At 35.0% G+C, this 16,872-nt stretch carries 13 protein-coding genes; 11 read left to right on the top strand and 2 right to left on the bottom strand.

Features of this window, described 5'->3' with window-relative positions:
- Positions 1–386: 386 nt before the first annotated feature.
- Positions 387–2,384 (bottom strand): NAD-dependent DNA ligase LigA, encoded by a 1,998-nt coding sequence (gene ligA, locus Q4548_RS03405; RefSeq protein ID WP_303451568.1) that lies wholly within the window; start codon positions 2,382–2,384, stop codon positions 387–389.
- A 105-nt stretch (positions 2,385–2,489) separates the two neighbouring features.
- On the opposite strand from ligA, the gene Q4548_RS03410 reads away from it, so the two are divergent.
- The 5 genes from Q4548_RS03410 to Q4548_RS03430 all read left to right on the top strand — a co-directional run bounded on the left by Q4548_RS03410 (position 2,490) and on the right by Q4548_RS03430 (position 6,241).
- Positions 2,490–2,708 (top strand): TM2 domain-containing protein, encoded by a 219-nt coding sequence (locus Q4548_RS03410; RefSeq protein WP_303451571.1) that lies wholly within the window; start codon positions 2,490–2,492, stop codon positions 2,706–2,708.
- 145 nt (positions 2,709–2,853) lie between these two features.
- Positions 2,854–3,435: a Crp/Fnr family transcriptional regulator gene (locus Q4548_RS03415; RefSeq protein ID WP_303451573.1), complete on the top strand. Its 582-nt coding sequence runs from the start codon at positions 2,854–2,856 to the stop codon at positions 3,433–3,435.
- Positions 3,436–3,512: 77 nt separating this feature from the next.
- The gene (locus Q4548_RS03420) at positions 3,513–4,199 is read left to right on the top strand and encodes a type 1 glutamine amidotransferase domain-containing protein (RefSeq protein ID WP_303451575.1); all 687 of its coding nucleotides are present in this window, start codon (positions 3,513–3,515) and stop codon (positions 4,197–4,199) included.
- Positions 4,199–4,702, top strand: a complete 504-nt coding sequence (locus Q4548_RS03425) for a heme-binding protein (protein ID WP_303451577.1) — start codon at positions 4,199–4,201, stop codon at positions 4,700–4,702. Before Q4548_RS03420 ends, Q4548_RS03425 begins: the two co-directional genes overlap by 1 nt.
- An 18-nt stretch (positions 4,703–4,720) precedes the next feature.
- Positions 4,721–6,241 (top strand): Dabb family protein, encoded by a 1,521-nt coding sequence (locus Q4548_RS03430; protein WP_303451580.1) that lies wholly within the window; start codon positions 4,721–4,723, stop codon positions 6,239–6,241.
- A 59-nt stretch (positions 6,242–6,300) separates the two neighbouring features.
- Here Q4548_RS03430 and Q4548_RS03435 read toward each other — a convergent pair whose 3' ends face one another.
- On the bottom strand, positions 6,301–7,032 hold the full coding sequence (locus Q4548_RS03435) for a helix-turn-helix domain-containing protein (protein WP_303451582.1): 732 nt from the start codon (positions 7,030–7,032) through the stop codon (positions 6,301–6,303).
- Positions 7,033–7,235: 203 nt separating this feature from the next.
- Between Q4548_RS03435 and Q4548_RS03440 the strand changes: the two genes are divergently transcribed.
- From Q4548_RS03440 to Q4548_RS03465, 6 genes are all read left to right on the top strand, one after another.
- Positions 7,236–7,631 (top strand): molecular chaperone Tir, encoded by a 396-nt coding sequence (locus Q4548_RS03440; protein ID WP_303451584.1) that lies wholly within the window; start codon positions 7,236–7,238, stop codon positions 7,629–7,631.
- A gap of 93 nt (positions 7,632–7,724) precedes the next feature.
- Positions 7,725–8,423 carry a PspA/IM30 family protein gene (locus tag Q4548_RS03445; protein WP_303451586.1) on the top strand — a complete coding sequence of 233 codons (699 nt, stop codon included), beginning with the start codon at positions 7,725–7,727 and terminating at the stop codon, positions 8,421–8,423.
- Between the two features lie 67 nt (positions 8,424–8,490).
- A complete protein-coding gene (locus Q4548_RS03450; RefSeq protein WP_303451589.1) occupies positions 8,491–9,189 on the top strand; it encodes an OB-fold-containig protein in 699 nt (232 codons plus the stop codon).
- A 60-nt stretch (positions 9,190–9,249) separates the two neighbouring features.
- Complete coding sequence (locus Q4548_RS03455) at positions 9,250–11,298, top strand: SPFH domain-containing protein (protein ID WP_303452388.1); 2,049 nt, start codon at positions 9,250–9,252, stop codon at positions 11,296–11,298.
- A gap of 88 nt (positions 11,299–11,386) precedes the next feature.
- On the top strand, positions 11,387–11,884 hold the full coding sequence (locus tag Q4548_RS03460; RefSeq protein WP_303451591.1) for a transposase: 498 nt from the start codon (positions 11,387–11,389) through the stop codon (positions 11,882–11,884).
- Between the two features lie 166 nt (positions 11,885–12,050).
- Positions 12,051–16,868 carry a DNA repair ATPase gene (locus Q4548_RS03465; RefSeq protein ID WP_303451593.1) on the top strand — a complete coding sequence of 1,606 codons (4,818 nt, stop codon included), beginning with the start codon at positions 12,051–12,053 and terminating at the stop codon, positions 16,866–16,868.
- Positions 16,869–16,872: the final 4 nt, after the last annotated feature.

A 16,872-nucleotide genomic window follows, 5' to 3' on the forward strand; every position in this document is an offset into this window, starting at 1 on the left:
CAACCACGCTCGAACACCGTGTAGATATTATATAACTTCGTATTGTAGGGTCTTCGAGCGAAGTCGAGAAGCAAAGTCTCAAAGGAGAATGATAATACAAAGAAACATTAAAGGTTCTCGACTCTACTTCGACTGCGCTCTGCAACCAAACTAGAACACCGTGTAGGTACTATATAATTTCGTATTATAGGGTCTTCGAGCGAAGTCGAGAAGCAAAGTCTCAAAGGAAAATGACAATACTAAGAAGCATTAGAGGTTCTCGACTCTACTTCGACTGCGCTCTGCAACCACGCTCGAACACCATGTAGGTTTTAAATAACTTCGTATTGCAGGGTCTTCGAGCGCAGTCGAGAAGCGAAGTCGAGAAGCAAAGTGTTAAAAGAAAACTACACCATTCCTAAAAAATCATCTTCTGAAATAATAGAGATTCCTAAGTCTGTGGCTTTTTGCAATTTTGCAGGTCCCATGTTGTCTCCTGCCACAATAAAGTCAGTTTTTTTAGAAATAGAACTACTTACTTTTCCCCCATTATCTTCTATCAACTTTTTCAATTCGTTACGAGACACCTTGTGAAAAACTCCAGATACCACAAATGTTTTTCCTGCCAAAGTTTCTGTTTGGTTTTGTAAATCTTCTTCAGACAATGAAAACTGCAAACCATAATCTTTCAACCTAGTTATAAGCACTTGGTTCAACGGTTCATTTCTAAAAGCAATAATGCTTTCTGCAATTCTATCGCCAATTTCATCCACAGCAATTAGAGTTTCCAAATCTGCCTCAAACAAAGCATCTATATTTTTAAAGGCTTTGGCTAATTTTTTAGCCACGGTTTCACCCACATAACGAATTCCCAAAGCGTACAAAACCTTTTCAAACGGAATTTGTTTAGAAGCTTCTATTCCTGCAATCATATTGTTGGCAGATTTTTCTGCCATGCGTTCCAATGGAACAACTTTCGCTACCGTTAAGGCATACAAATCCGCATAGTTTTCAATCAATCCTTCTTTGCACAACAATTCCACCGTTTCTGCTCCCAACCCATCAATATCCATTGCTTTACGACTGATAAAATGCACTATTTTTCCTGTTACTTGCGGAGCACATCCGTATTCGTTAGGACAATAATGTTTTGCATCTCCCTCTTTTCGTTCCAAAGGAGTGCTACATACAGGGCAATGCGTAGCATAAATAGTTTCTAAGGAATCACTAGGTCTTTGAGACAAATCTACCCCTACTATTTTAGGAATAATCTCTCCTCCTTTTTCCACATACACCTCATCTCCTACTCTAATATCGTGCAACGCAATCTGATCTGCATTGTGCAACGATGCTCTTTTCACCGTAGTTCCTGCCAACTGCACAGGTTCTAAATTGGCTACAGGAGTAATAGCTCCTGTTCGGCCTACCTGATAATCAATACTATTCAAACGGGTAGAAACTTGTTCGGCTTTAAATTTATAAGCAATTGCCCAACGTGGAGACTTGGCCGTATAGCCCAACTCTTCTTGCTGACGGATGTTGTTCACCTTCACCACAATTCCATCCGTTTCGTAAGGCAAATTAAAACGTTCTTTGTCCCAATAATTCACAAACGCAAGCACTTCATCTATAGAATTGGCAACACTAAGCGTATCGGGCACTTTAAACCCTACAGATCTTGCTTTCTCCAAAGCTTGGGCATGACTTTCAAATTCATTTTCATACGTCAACACTTGGTACAACAAACAGTCTAAAGGACGTTTTGCTACTTCGGCACTGTCTTGCAACTTCAAACTTCCGCTGGCTGTATTTCTAGGGTTTTTGTAGGTTTCTTCGCCCGCAGCCTCTCTAGCTTCGTTCATTTTTTTAAAACCATCCAAAGGCAAAACAATCTCTCCTCTAATTTCAAAATTGTCAACAAAATTTCCTTGCAATTTTAACGGCAACGATTTTATGGTTTTTACATTATGGGTCACATCATCTCCTTGCACACCATCTCCACGGGTCACCGCCTTTACCAACACACCGTTTTCATACGTCAAATTGATAGAAGCTCCATCGTATTTAAGCTCACAAGTATAGGTAATTTCTCCCTCTATAATTTTGGAGATTCTTTTTTCCCAATCCAACAAATCCTCTTTGCTATAAGAGTTGTCCAAAGAATACATCCTGTTTTTATGCACAACCGTTTCAAAGTTTTTAGTAACCATACCCCCAACTTTTTGGGTGGGAGAATTGACATCTGCATATTCAGGATGAGCAGACTCTAAAGTTTGCAACTCTTTTAACAAGGCATCAAATTCAAAATCAGAAATGGTTGTTTTGTCCAACACATAATACTCGTAATTATGCTTGTGCAATACGTTTCTTAAATCTTCTATTTGTTGCTCAATGGTCTTGCTCATTATTTGTTTGTTTTCTAGGGTAAAAATAAAATTGTTCTGCTAAATAATTCAAGCATTCTACTAAATTATTTTAACTATTTTAGTCATGTATTTAAAATAAAAAAAATGGAAATTGTAAAAAGTGACAAAAATTTTATAGCCACAGCTTTGTTATGCTTCTTTTTTGGAGCCTTAGGAGTGCATCGTTTTTATGTAGGAAAAGTAGGAACGGGAATTCTTCAACTTTTCACTTTTGGTGGATTTGGAATTTGGGTTTTTATAGACTTTATCAGAATTTTAGTAGGTAGTTTTAAAGACGGTGATGGGTACTACATCAAAAACTAACAAACTTTGTATAGCATTACACATCCCCAATACCAACACATAAACTGCGTATTCTCCATACCTACTCAGTTGTAAAATGGAATTCAACAAAAAGAATTTAAATATATTTGCAACAAATCCACTCCAAAGAATGACAGCTCTATAAATGAACAACACTTTACTAAAAACCAATTTAGCCAAACACATCCCTATTACCAATTCCGAGTTGGATAAAATTTGCCACTATTTCAAAAGTCAATCCATCAGCAAAGGAGATTTTTTATTGGAACAAGGTGCTGTATGCAAGTTTGAGGGTTTTGTAGTTAAAGGATGTTTTAGGGTGTTTATAATTGATGCCAAAGGGAAAGAAAATACGCTTTATTTTGCTGGAAAAGACTGGTGGTTGATGGACATTGATAGTTTTATGAATCAAACACCTTCGGATTTAAACATGCAAGCTTTAGAGGATAGTGAAATTTTGTTGATCAACAAAACAGACAAAGAAACCTTGTACAACCAATCTCAAACTGTAGAAAGACTCTTCCGCATCATGTCTCAAAAAGCAGTGGCCGCTTGGCAAAAAAGATTGATCCGCAACCACTGTTTAACCGCCAAAGAGCGTTACCATTATTTTTTAAAAACCTACCCAGACATTGCTTCCAAACTAACAGATCGTCATGTTTCTAGCTATTTGGGCATTACGCATGAATTTTTAAGTAAAATAAAAAAGAAGCGCATCAATACCTAATTTTTTGGGTTGTTGAACTTGTTCTACTATTTTCTTAAAATCGTTTGTAATCTTTGTAACACAAAATTATAACTTAGATGAAAAACGTATTATTTGTTTTAACAAGTCACTCAGATTTAGGAAACACAGGTCAAAAAACAGGATTTTGGATAGAAGAATTTGCGGCTCCCTATTACTATTTGATAGACAATGGAATGCAAGTAACCTTAAGCTCTGTAAAAGGCGGACAACCACCTATAGACCCAAAAAGTAACGAACCCGATTTTCAAACACCGGCAACAATCAGATTCAACAAAGACACAAAACTTCAAGAAGATTTGGCTAAAACACAACCTATTGCTGCCGTAAATCATGAGGATTTTGATGCTGTATTTTATCCAGGTGGTCATGGACCTCTTTGGGATTTGTCCGAAGACAACGTATCTGTAAAACTTATTGAGAGCTTTAACAATGCCAACAAACCCGTAGCGGCTGTTTGCCACGCTCCTATTGTGCTAAAAGATGCCAAAACATCCACAGGAGAACCTTTGGTAAAAGGAAAAAAAGTAACCGGATTTTCTAACTCCGAAGAAACAGCAATGCAGCTAGAAAACATTGTGCCCTTTTTGGTAGAAACAGAACTTGTAAACAATGGCGGAATTTTTTCTAAAGGAGACGATTGGCAAGATTATGCAATTGAAGATGGCAACATCATCACAGGTCAAAACCCAGCCAGCTCCGTATCCGTTGCAAAATTATTGTCCAATCAATTAACTGCAAACTAATGGGTATCTTTAAACCTCCATTCAACATCAAAAAAATGGTATTCCTTTTGGCAACGGCAATGTTACTAGCAACAGAAACAAGCACAGCTCAAAATGCGTACGACATTACAGACAATGCTGCTCTTAAAGCTGTTTTGGCAGCCAAGAAAAAAGCAGAGGCAGACAATGTTTTGGTCAACATTGCTGTGGTAGATGCAGGAGCCAATCTAAAAGCATTCATCCGCATGGACAATTCCTTTTTAGGAAGCATAGATGTTGCTATTAAAAAGGCAAAAACAGCTCGTTATTTCAACATCGATACGGGTAAATTGGGGGAATTAACGCAACCAGGTGGAATTATCTACAATATTGAACTTTCTAACGGAGGGTTGATTACGTTTCCTGGTGGTGTGCCCATCAAAGACAAAAAAGGAAATATTATAGGAGCCATTGGCGTAAGCGGTGGAACAATTGAACAAGATAGAGAAATTGCTACTGCGGGTGCAAAATCAATCGTAAAATAACCTAATTAATTAAAAAATATGAATCGTATAACAAGCTATTTTATTGGTTTTGTAGTGTTGGTCTCTCAAATTTGTGTTGCACAAGTTTCTGACAACCCAACCTTGTATAGAAAAGATTTTAAAGACATATCTGCAAACAACACCGTAACGGTAACCAGTTACGAAAAAGAAGGATCTCATTACGTATATGCAGGTGGCTACGGAAATATAGACGTATTTGGTTTAAACAAAGAAGGACAACTGACACCTATTAGCAATCACGAACTTTACAAACAAAAGGGACCTGCTAGAGGAATGGTTGCCGACAAAATTAACGGTACAGACTTTCTGTTTGTAGCAAACAAATATGGTGATGCTATAGAAACTTTTAAGATTTTAAACAACGGTTCTTTGGAACGAGTTGCTTTGGTAGAAGATACTGAAGAAACTTACTTAGGTACTGCTATTACACTACAAGTTGTGCACATGAAAAAAGCTTCTTACCTCTTTATTGGTGGTTTGGAAGAAACGCCAGGATTGAGTTGTTTTAAAATACAAAGTGATGGAAAACTAACCCACGTTCAATCTATGAAAGACGATGAAAAAATTCATACCGATGGAATTATTGGAATGTTTACGCACAAAATAAAAGGAAAAACCTTTTTGTATACAGGAGGTTTTCAAGACAACGGTGTTAGTGGTTTTAGAGTATATAAAAATGGAACTTTTAAAAACATCAACAACATAGACGACAATACCACTGATAGATACTTAACAGGAGCCTACCCAGTAACTGGAGTTACTTTTGGAGACGATCATTATGTGATTGTAGGACATAGACATCACAAATATTACAAAAGAGGTGGCTTTATAAAAAGACCTAATTTTACATACCATGGAGATGCCGTGAGTGTTTTTAAAATTGATAGAAGAGGAAAATTAATTCCTCATTCTCTATTGATAGATGATGAAACAACCAAACTATCTGGTCAAACAAGAATAGAGGTTCTTTCTACAAACAACAACGAAGCTATTTTGGCAGTAGGTACAAGAGATGATGCTAGCATTCAACTTTGCAAATTAGACAAAGATGGAATGTTAAGTCCCATCAACTATTTAGAAACAGGATTCTCTATATATTACGGTTTAAAATCTCACAAAATTGGAGAAGATTACTTTCTAATTGCAGGTTCAAACAGGTTTGATTTTAAAAAGTTAGTTGCCTACAAAGTGGCTCCTGAAAATACCAAAACAAAAGGAAAAAGCATAAAACACGTGGTCAACCTTAAGTTTAAAGACAGCGCTAGTCAAGAAGCTATTGACAAGGGAATGGCCATTTTTGAAAATCTTAAAAATGATATTCCAGAAATTGCACATTTTGAAGGAGGAACAAACGACAGTACAGAAGGTAATAGCAAAGTATTTACGCATTGCTATGTCATCACCTTTAAAGACCAACATGCTAGAGAAACCTACCTCTTTCACCCAGCTCATTTAAAGTTGATTAGTGTAATTGGTCCTTTAATTGAAGATGTTTTTGTAATGGATTACTTTTACTAACATCTATACACAATGTATTCAAACAAGTTATAGAAATATAGCTGTTTGAATACATTCTATCAATCATTCAACTTATTGATGATTTGATTGACCTTGTTTTCCAAATCAGAAACAAACTGAGGGTATCTTTTCAAAATCACTTCGGTAACTTTCCATAAATAAACATCCGTTTCCAGGGTTACCTCTATAGGGGCTACATTGATTTGATCTGCCAAAAACATATAATGTGTTTCTGTTTTAGAAAACCTACGAACAAACATTGTTTCTTGCGTCAATACAAGCACTACTTCTCCTGTTTTTACATCTTCTAACAAAACACGCTTTCCAATCACAACATCACCAGGAAACAAGCCTTCTTGTTGATGTACCATTACCAAATCATCTACCACAAAAGCCAAAACATCTTTGTCATCTGTTGTTGGTATTTTAATTTTTGGCAAAAAATCATACGTTTGAGAATGAGTAAAGTCTGCAACAAACAAACTTTTGTTCAAATGGGTTACAAAAGGAATTTCTACAAAACTACTCCTCACAACCTGATTCAAATCCGTTGTAATTCCGCCATCAAAACTTAACAATTGATTGACAGTGATTTCTTTCGTCAGTATATCATCAATAGAAATGCTAAAATAATTAGCAACTTTTACAATCGTATCAATTTTTGGCTCGCTTCTACCCTCTTCATAAGCCCCTAACGTAGCTCTTTTCAACGAAAAGAGATCGGCAAAAGATTGTTGACTCATTTTCTTAATTCCTCTAATTTTTTTAACATTTCTTCCAAAAAAAGACATATTTTGCTAATTTTATTTGCAATTTAACTTATTACTCTTATATTTGAGGTACAAATAACACATAAACCAAAGAGAATGATTCAAAAATAAAGCAAAAAACAGAATTGCAAAAAAAATTAGCAACAAAAGAATAAAAACTAATAAAACAACCACTTATTATCCAAAAGTGTTTTGTAATATTAAACAGTAAAAAAATAAAATATATGAAAAACTATTTTGATAAGATCAAACATTATTTGCTGGAGTTGAACTACAACATCACTCACGAAGATAACGAAGAAGGGATCTTAATGATTCAAAATCAAGAAGAAGGAATTAACAATTTAATTTTAGGTATTGCCGATCCTATCTTAATCATCGAGCAATATATATTTAAAATCAACAGTCCTAACCAAGATATTTTCAAACAATTGTTACAAAAAAACAGAGACATTGTTCACGGTGCTTTTGTGTTGGACGAATCGGGAGAAAAAGTCATTTTTAGAGATACGTTGCAACTAGAAAATATTGATTTGAACGAATTAGAAGGTTCTATCAACTCCCTAAGTTTATTGTTGAGCGAATACTCACAAAACATCATTGAGTTTTCTAAAGCATAAAACCAAAACACACAAAGTCTGGAAACAGAAAATAAGATTGATTGTGGTAAAACAATCAACAAGAGTAGAGTATAAATTATTAAAACATTCGTTATGAACATATTCAAAAGATTATTTAACGTAGGAAAAGCAGAAGCACATTCTGCAATTGACATGATGGAAGATCCCATCAAAATGACCGAACAAGGAATTAGAGACATGAAAGGTGATTTGACCAAAGCGCTAGAAGGTTTGGCACAAGTAAAAGCCATGTTGATTCGTTCTAAAAACGACAAGACAGAATTTGAGGCAAAAGCAAAAGACTACCAAAGCAAAGCCATGTTGATTTTGCAAAAAGTGCAAAAAGGAGAGTTGGCAGCTGAGGATGGAGATCGTTTGGCCAAAGAAGCATTGGTTCGTAAAGAAGAAAATCAAGCCCATGTAAGTCGTGCTACCGCAGAAATTGAAAAATTCTCTCAATCTGTATCGCAATTAGAAAGCAATGTAAACAAATTAAAGAGCAACATTGGCAAATGGGAAAACGAATTGAAAACCTTAAAAGCCAGAGTAAAAGTTTCTAATGCTACCAAAAACTTAAACAAACAAATGGCTGCCATTGACAGTTCTAGTACGGTAAACATGTTAGAAAAAATGAAAGAAAAAGTAGCTCAAGAAGAAGCTTTGGCAGATGCGTACGGTGATATTGCCAACGAGTCTAGAAGCATTGACGAAGAAATAGACAAAGTTTTAGACAGCACACAAGCAAGTGCTGATAATGACCTTGATGCTTTGAAAAAACAGATGGGTTTATAAAAAACCTCCCCACTCAGAGTTTGATAAATTTCAGACTCTGAGTTTTTAAAAAAATTGCAAAAGAAAAATGACACTTTACGAACTAGTTTTTTCTCCCATAAACACTCCTTTGACGATTTTCTTAATCGCTCTTACCGTTTATAGAATTATCACCACAATTATAGGACTAGATTTTGACTTTGATGTAGACATAGATCTAGATATTGATGTAGACATGGATGCTTCTACAGATAGTACCGCTGTAGATTTGGAAGAAATTTCTAATGTAGAACTGAAAAACGAAACCGTTGTTAGCAACCGAAGAAAGTCTTTAAAATGGTGGCAAGTCTTGCTGATCTATTTCAACTTTACAGAATTGCCCTTTATGTTTACACTAACTTCTTGGGTATTTTTCTGGTGGTTCATCACCGTATTGGGAACGTACATTACGTTTAGCCATCACAACGCATTTGGATTCGTCATTTTTGCAGCTGCTATCATTCCCTCCTTAATTTTAAACAAAATTTTCACCACTCCTTTCAAAAGTGTATTTAAAAAACTAGAAAGAAAAGGAGTTGATGCCCTTGACCTTTTAGGAAGAAAAGGAATTTTAGATTCCAATATTTCTGGAGACAGAATGGGTCGCGTAAAAGTAAAGATTGACGATGATCCTATTCTTATCTACGGAAAATCTTTAAACGGTGAAGCTTTAAAATCAGGAACAGAAATATTGATTATCAAAGAAGATACAAGCAAAAAATTTTACTACATAAAAAACAACTATTAACAAAAAATTACTATGAATTTAAGTATCATATCACTAGCATTCTCAGACATTGCGTCTTCTATGGTAGGAATCGCCGTTGGAGGTTTGGCAGGATTAATTTTACTTTTTGTGCTATTTATAGCCATGTTTTACAAAAAAATACCGCAAGGTGAAGCTATTGTAAAAACAGGGTTTGGAGGCACACAAGTTGCCTTTGACAAAGGAATGTACGTAATACCTGTTCTACACAAAGTAGAAATTATGGACATTTCTGTAAAAAAAATCAAGGTAGAGCGTATGCTAGAAGATGGTTTGATTTGTAAAGACAATTTAAGAGCAGACATAAAAGTGGCCTTTTTTGTAAGAGTAAACAAATCCAAAGATGCTATAATAGAAGTTGCACAAACCATTGGTTGTGAAAGAGCTTCTAACGAAGAAACTTTGTACGAATTGTTTGAAGCTAAGTTCTCAGAAGCTTTAAAAACAGTAGGTAAAAAGTTCAATTTCATCGATTTGTACGAAGCTCGTAGAGAGTTTAGAGATGAAATCATCAACATTATTGCTACAGATTTAAACGGATACACACTAGAAGATTGTGCGATTGATTATTTAGAACAAACGCCCATCAAATACCTAAAACCAGACAATATTCTAGATTCTGAGGGAATCAAAAAGATTACAGAATTGACGGCAGCACAAAACATCAAAGCCAATTTGATTAGACGTGATGAAGAAAAAGTGATTCGAAAACAAGATGTAGAAGCCAGAGAAGCCATTCTAGAATTGGACAAACAATTGGCAGAAAAAGAAGAGCAACAAGGTCGTGAAATTGCCAATATCAAAGCTAGAGAAGCAGCAGAAATAGCAAAAGTATCTCAAGAAGAACGTTTAAAATCTGAATCTGCTAGAATTATTACGGATGAGAAAGTAAAAATTGCAGAAGAAAATAAAGACCGCCAAATTATAGTAGCCGCTAAAAACAAAGAACGTACAGAAGCTGTAGAAACAGAACGTGTACAAAAAGATAGAGATTTAGAAGCTACTGAAAGAATGAAGATTGTTGCCTTGGCAGAAATTGACAAAGAAAAAGCCGTTGAAATAGAACGTAAAAACATTCAAGATGTAATTCGTGAACGTGTTTCTTTAGAAAAAGGTGTGGTAGAAGAACAAGAAAACACCAAAGATATTGAAGCATTTAAAACGGCAGATCGTGAAAAGAAAGTAGCCATTACCTTGGCAGAAAAAGATGCAGAAGCATCCTTAATTACAGTCATCAAAGCTGCCGAAGCACAAAAAGAAGCTTCAAAACAACGAGCAGAAGAAATGAACATTGATGCACAGGCTAAAAAAGAAGCTTCTACCAAAGAAGCAGAAGCTAGAAAAATTATTGCAGATGCTACTGCCAAAGAAGAAGCAACTATTGGATTGTCTGAAGCACAAGTATTGCATGCAAAAGCAGATGCTCACGAACGTGAAGGTTTGGTACAAGCTAATATTATAGAAAAAACAGCCTTGGCAGAAGCAGTTGGAATTGAAGTACGAGCTGCAGCCATGAAAAAACAAGGGTTGGCAGAAGCAGATATTATTAAAGAAAAAGCACTTGCAGATGCGGCCGGTATTGAAGAGAAAGCAGAGGCTATGAAAAAACTAGATGGAGTTGGAAAAGAGCACGAAGAATTCAAACTGCGTTTAGACAAAGAATTGCAAGTAGACTTGGCAGAAATCAACATACAAAAAGAAATTGCCGATGCACAAGCAGACGTAATTGGAGAAGCTTTGAAAGCTGCTAATATTGATATTGTAGGTGGTGAAACCATGTTCTTTGACCAAATAATTGGACAAATTACTCGCTCTAAAGGAATAGACCGCTTGGTAAATCATTCTGCAAACATTACAGAAGTAAAAGATGCCATTTTAGGTTCTAATGACGTAAAAGGAAATTTGTTAGACAAAGTTAAAAGTTTTGCCACGGATTACGGAATTGGTTCTGAAGACATTAAAAACTTAACCATCTCTAGTTTGTTGTTAAAACTACATGGAAAAGCAAGTTCTAACGATGAGAAGAATTTATTCTCTAATCTGACCAATTTGTCCAAAGCATTAGGATTGGGAGATCAGAAGTTGGGTTAATCTAACAACTACCCAAGGGGCTTAAGCCCTTTGGGTATCCTGTTGGACAATTCATTAGTTTATTCATTAGTTTTTAACAGATCTAAAGATGCTATATTTAGTAACATTCACAACTCATAATTCAAGAATTTCCGATAGAATGGTTACTTTTTGCTCTCCAGAATTCATTAAAAATCTAAAGCCTTTTTTATTATTAGACAGCGATTATCTAAAAATGATTGACTTGGTTGCAGAAGCGATAACAAAATATAAAATAGTTACAATTGCCTTTACAGTAATACCAGATCATGTTCATCTGTTAGTTGATGTTAAAAATAAGAAAGAATTAAATGAACAAATTCGAAAATTAAAAGGGTTCACCTCCTATCAATTTCAACGATACAAAGAATGGAAAAAAGGAGAAAATCATGTTTGGTCTCAAAAATTTCACAAAAAAGAGGTCGATTCTGAATTGAACAACATAGCCCGAGTCGTAAATTACATCCATAAAAATACAGAAAAACATTACAAAAGATGGGGAAATTTGTTGAATGAATCTAAGCCTCTTCTAAAGAAGCTAAACGAGAAAAACTGTAATCAACTGTAATCAACTGTAATCAACTGTAATCAACTGTAATCAATGGGCTTAAGCCCATTGAAATAATTAGCTAGAAAATAACGAAACTACTTCTCCATACACTTTTTTCCGCTACGTTACAAAAAGCACTCGAAGTGACTCAGGAACTAAATAACAAAACAGGTCTACAATACAAATGAAAAATAACGCTATAGAACTAGAAGGAGGAACGTACGAAATCATTCAAAATCGTTTGCAAAAGCATAAAAATGATTTGGTGCTGCGTTTACAAACTCTCAACGAAAACAGAAAAGAGGTCTTTGGAGCTGTAGAAACCAAACTGATTGCCAACGATAGAATCAACACCCAAAATTCATGCATTGCTAGAGATATTGTTTCCTTAGGAAACACCTGTTTGTTAGGGTACAATGTGCATTTTGGACTACGATCAGAAATAAAACTGGAAGATGTATTTAGCGTTTACAAATTTCAGAACAATCGCTTTCAATCTCAAGACTTGAGTTTCATCAACCAAGAGGGATTTGTTTCTGATTTTAAGAACCTTTACAAATATTACCGAAATACCTTTTTCACCAAATTCATGCTTACCGAGCAATACCTACACATGGTGTTTCAGATTGGGGAAAAAGTTGAAGACATCAAAACATTCAAATGGTTGGTAAAAGACAACCAAATTACCTACATAGACAACCGTAGTGATCACGAATATACGTTTCCAAACCAACACGAATTTAGATGGCAAGAGGTTACTTATGACAACTTTAGAAAAGGAAGTCATCCTCATGTTTCTATTTTAGACAAACTATTTGTAGAAGCTATTGGTGGTGATTTGACCATAAAAATAGAAGACAATTCTGAAACTGGAAAAGGGATTTATGCAGAACCTGTAGATCACAAAGATCAAACCCTAGAAGATGCAAAATACAGATTTGCTGATTTGGGAAATATAACCGTTCTAGAAATTACGCCTTACCAAGAGACGGCTCGTTATTTTGTGTACAATCACAAAGTACAGCAAGTTTCTAGAATTCAAAGCATACAAGACACCGCTGTATTGTTGCCAGATAGTCAAGGATTGATTTTTCCTGAAGGATATTACTTACAAACAGGAACGTTTAAAAAGTTTGATCGTGTTGTTCAAAATGTCAAGTTTCAGAAAAAAATAGCTTCTTCCAACGGAGAGGATTATCTCTACGTTTTTTACGAAGAAAAAGAAGGAGATTATGTGTTGATGCATTACAACATTATTGAACAAACCATTCACACTCCAATTGTTTGTAATGGGTATACACTTTTGGAAAATGGGGAATTGAGTTATTTCAAATCCGAAAGTGAAGCTACCAAACACCATGTGATTCAGATTTGGCAAACTCCTTTTTCTAATAACATACAAGTAAATACAGAAAACAGTGATTCGCTCTTATTTAAAATAGGAAACAAAGACATTGTAAAAGCAATGGCTGAGTGTCAAGAAATCATCACTTTGTTAAACAAAGAAGACAATTACGATGGTTTGTATGCTGATATTTCCAAACAAAGCACCGATGTTTTGGATGCTTATTTTTGGATTTCAGAACCCGATACTTCTAGCTTAAATGTTCCTTTAGAAGAATTAAAATCTACCGCCAATGCTGCTATTGGTGAATTTGAAAAAGTAGTACAACTAAAGAAAATTGCGGTTGAAGCTGCCGAAAATTTAGAATCCGAAATTGCTGAACTTTTCAACAAAATAAAACACAGTACGTTTACCTCTATTGATGATTTTGTATTGTTATTGACTAATTTAAGAGCTTCACAAGGAAACACCATTGCGCTTAGAGACATCCGTTACATTAATTTAGAACGTTTGGATGAGGTGAGTGATAGCATTAAAGAACAAACAGAACGTATTTCTAGACGATGTGTTACATTTCTATTGGATGACAAAGCTTTGATTCCTTATCAAAAAAGGATTCAAGAAAACAATGAAGTTTTAGAAACTTTGACCAAAGTAATTGAAGGGAAAAAACTAGAAAAGAACAGCAATCAAATCAGTCACGATTTGGAACTTTTGGTAGATATTGTCAACAATTTGGACATTGAAGACACTTCTCACTCCACTAAAATTATTGACAACATCTCTTTGTTATTTGCAGAAATTAACCAACTAAAAGCAGGTATCAAAAGAAAAGTTCAAGATCTCAACAACAAAGAAAGTAAAGCCGATTTTGTTGCGCAACTAAAACTGTTTGATCAAAGCATCATCAATTTTATAGACATTGCCAACACTCCAGAAAAATGTGACGAATACCTAACCAAACTCTCTGTTCAATTAGAAGAATTGGAAGGAAAATTTGCCGATTTTGATGAATACATCACCGAAATTATCAGCAAAAGAGAAGAAGTTTACAGTGCCTTTGAAAATAGAAAAACCAGCTTGGTAGCGGCTCGTAATAAAAAAGGAATTGCGCTACAAAGTGCTGCAGAACGCATTTTAAAAAGCATTCACAAAAAAGCGGCAACGTTTAAAAGTGAAGAAGAAATTCACGGTTATTTTGCTTCGGATTTGATGGTGAGCAAATTGCACAACATTGTAACGCAATTGCAAGAACTAGAAGAAACGGGAAAAGCAGAAAGTCTACAAACCAATTTAAAAACAACCAAAGAAGAAGTTATTAGAAAACTGAAAGATACTTTGGATTTGTATGAAGATGGTGAAAATGTCATCAAGTTTGGAAACCACCGATTTGGAGTTAACAAACAACATTTAGACTTGAATATTGTCAACAAAGATGGTCGGTTGTATTTTCATTTAACGGGTACTGACTTTTACGAACTGATAGAAAACAAAATTTTAAACAGTGCTAAAGAAATTTGGGAACAAGAATTGATTTCTGAAAACACCGAAGTTTATAGGTCTGAATATTTGGCTGCTAAAATCTATCAGAAATATGGTTTGCAAAATTTATCAAACCACACTCCAGAATCTCTGAGTGATTTGGTAAAACAAGAAAGTAACGAAAACTATACGGAAGGTTATGTAAAGGGAGTGCATGATTTGGATGCATTTGTACTTTTGAAACATTGGATTCAGACTGAAAACGATTTGAAATTACTTAGCTTCCCTCCTAGCATTCGTGCCGAAGCTCAATTTTTCTGGCAGGAATTGAACGGTGAAGTTCAAAAAAAATTGAATCAAAAAATAAAAGCTACAGGTGCTATTCTAAATGTATTTCCAAACGCTACAGAATACAGCGCTTGTATAGCTGCTATTTTGGAATTGTTACCTCATAAAAATCAACATGTTGCCTATTACTTGTTTCACGAACTAAAACAAAATGATTTGTTTAGTGTTAGTCAACAAGCTTTGGATTTAAAAACAGACTTTGTTAATTATCTGCAAAGCAACAATGCTTGGCTGTCTTTTGAGCAATCGTTAAACAATTTCACAGTCCTATCAGACAAAACAGAACTGTGCACACAATGGTTGCAATCTTACTGTAGTAACGAATCAAAACATTCCACCTTTTACATTCAAGAAGCGGTAGCTTTGTTACTATTCAACAATTCTACCTTGCCTTTGTTTGTAAAAACCAACGTTCCTATCAACAATTTAAAAGGAGATCACGGAACTATTGTAAATGGAATTTACACGTTTGAATATTTTAATTTTATTCAAAAATTAAACGATTACAACACGGCCATTGTTGCTAAATTTTTAGCGTTTAGAGAAGCTAAGAAACAAGTGATTCACCAACAGAAAAACGCTTTAAAACTAAATGAATTCAAACCAAAAGTATTGTCTTCTTTTGTTAGAAATAAATTGATCGATCAGGTCTATTTGCCTCTGTTTGGAGATAATTTATCCAAACAATTAGGAACGGTTGGAGACAACAAACGTACCGACAGAATGGGAATGTTGTTGTTAATCTCCCCTCCTGGATATGGTAAAACTACGTTGATGGAATACATTTCTGAACGATTGGGATTGATCTTTATGAAAATAAACGGACCTGCTATTGGACACGAAATTACTTCTGTAGACCCTATGGCAGCCACCAACTCAGCCACCAAACAAGAGTTAGAAAAACTGAACTTGGCGTTTGAAATGGGAAACAATGTAATGTTATATTTGGATGATATTCAACATTGCAATCCTGAGTTTTTACAGAAATTTATTTCACTGGCCGATGGACAACGTAAAATAGAAGGAGTTTACAAAGGAAACACCAAAACCTACGATTTTAAAGACAAGAAATTCTGTGTAATTATGGCCGGAAACCCTTATACAGAAAGTGGTGACAAATTTAGAATTCCAGACATGTTGGCCAACAGAGCTGATATTTACAACTTGGGAGATGTGATTGGAGAAACTGCTGATTTGTTCAGAATGAGTTTGATTGAAAATGCACTAACCGCTAATGACACTCTTAGACAATTGAGCAGTAAAAATTTTGACGATTTGTACACTTTGGTAAATCATATAGAACAAAACAGTTCAGAAAGTTTGAACTTGAAAGGAAACCACACCCAACAAGAAATCAACGATTATATTTCTGTATTGCAAAAAGTGATTGTTTTGAGAAATACTGTGGTAAAAGTGAACGAGCAATACATAAAATCTGCAGCGATGGAAGATGCTTACAGAACCGAACCGAGTTTTAAACTACAAGGTTCTTATCGTGATATGGGGAAATTAACAGCCAAAGTAGTACCAATCATGAACGATAAAGAGTTGGATTCTCTGCTATTAAGTCACTACGAAAGTGAATCACAAACCTTAACCTCAGCAGCCGAAGCCAATTTGTTAAAATACAAAGAAATGACCAAATCTCTGACAGAAGAAGAAACCGAGCGTTGGGAAAAAATGAAAGAAACCTTTGTAAAAAACAACAAGTTGAAAGGTTTTGGAAATCAGAATGAAATGGCTCAGGTTTTGCAACAAATGATGGAGTTCTCTGATAATTTAGAGGGAATTAAAAACGTACTGAAAAATGGATTTGGCAAAAACTAAGAAA

It is taken from the genome of Wenyingzhuangia sp. 2_MG-2023 (assembly GCF_030548295.1).
Taxonomy (GTDB): Bacteria; Bacteroidota; Bacteroidia; order Flavobacteriales; family Flavobacteriaceae; genus Wenyingzhuangia.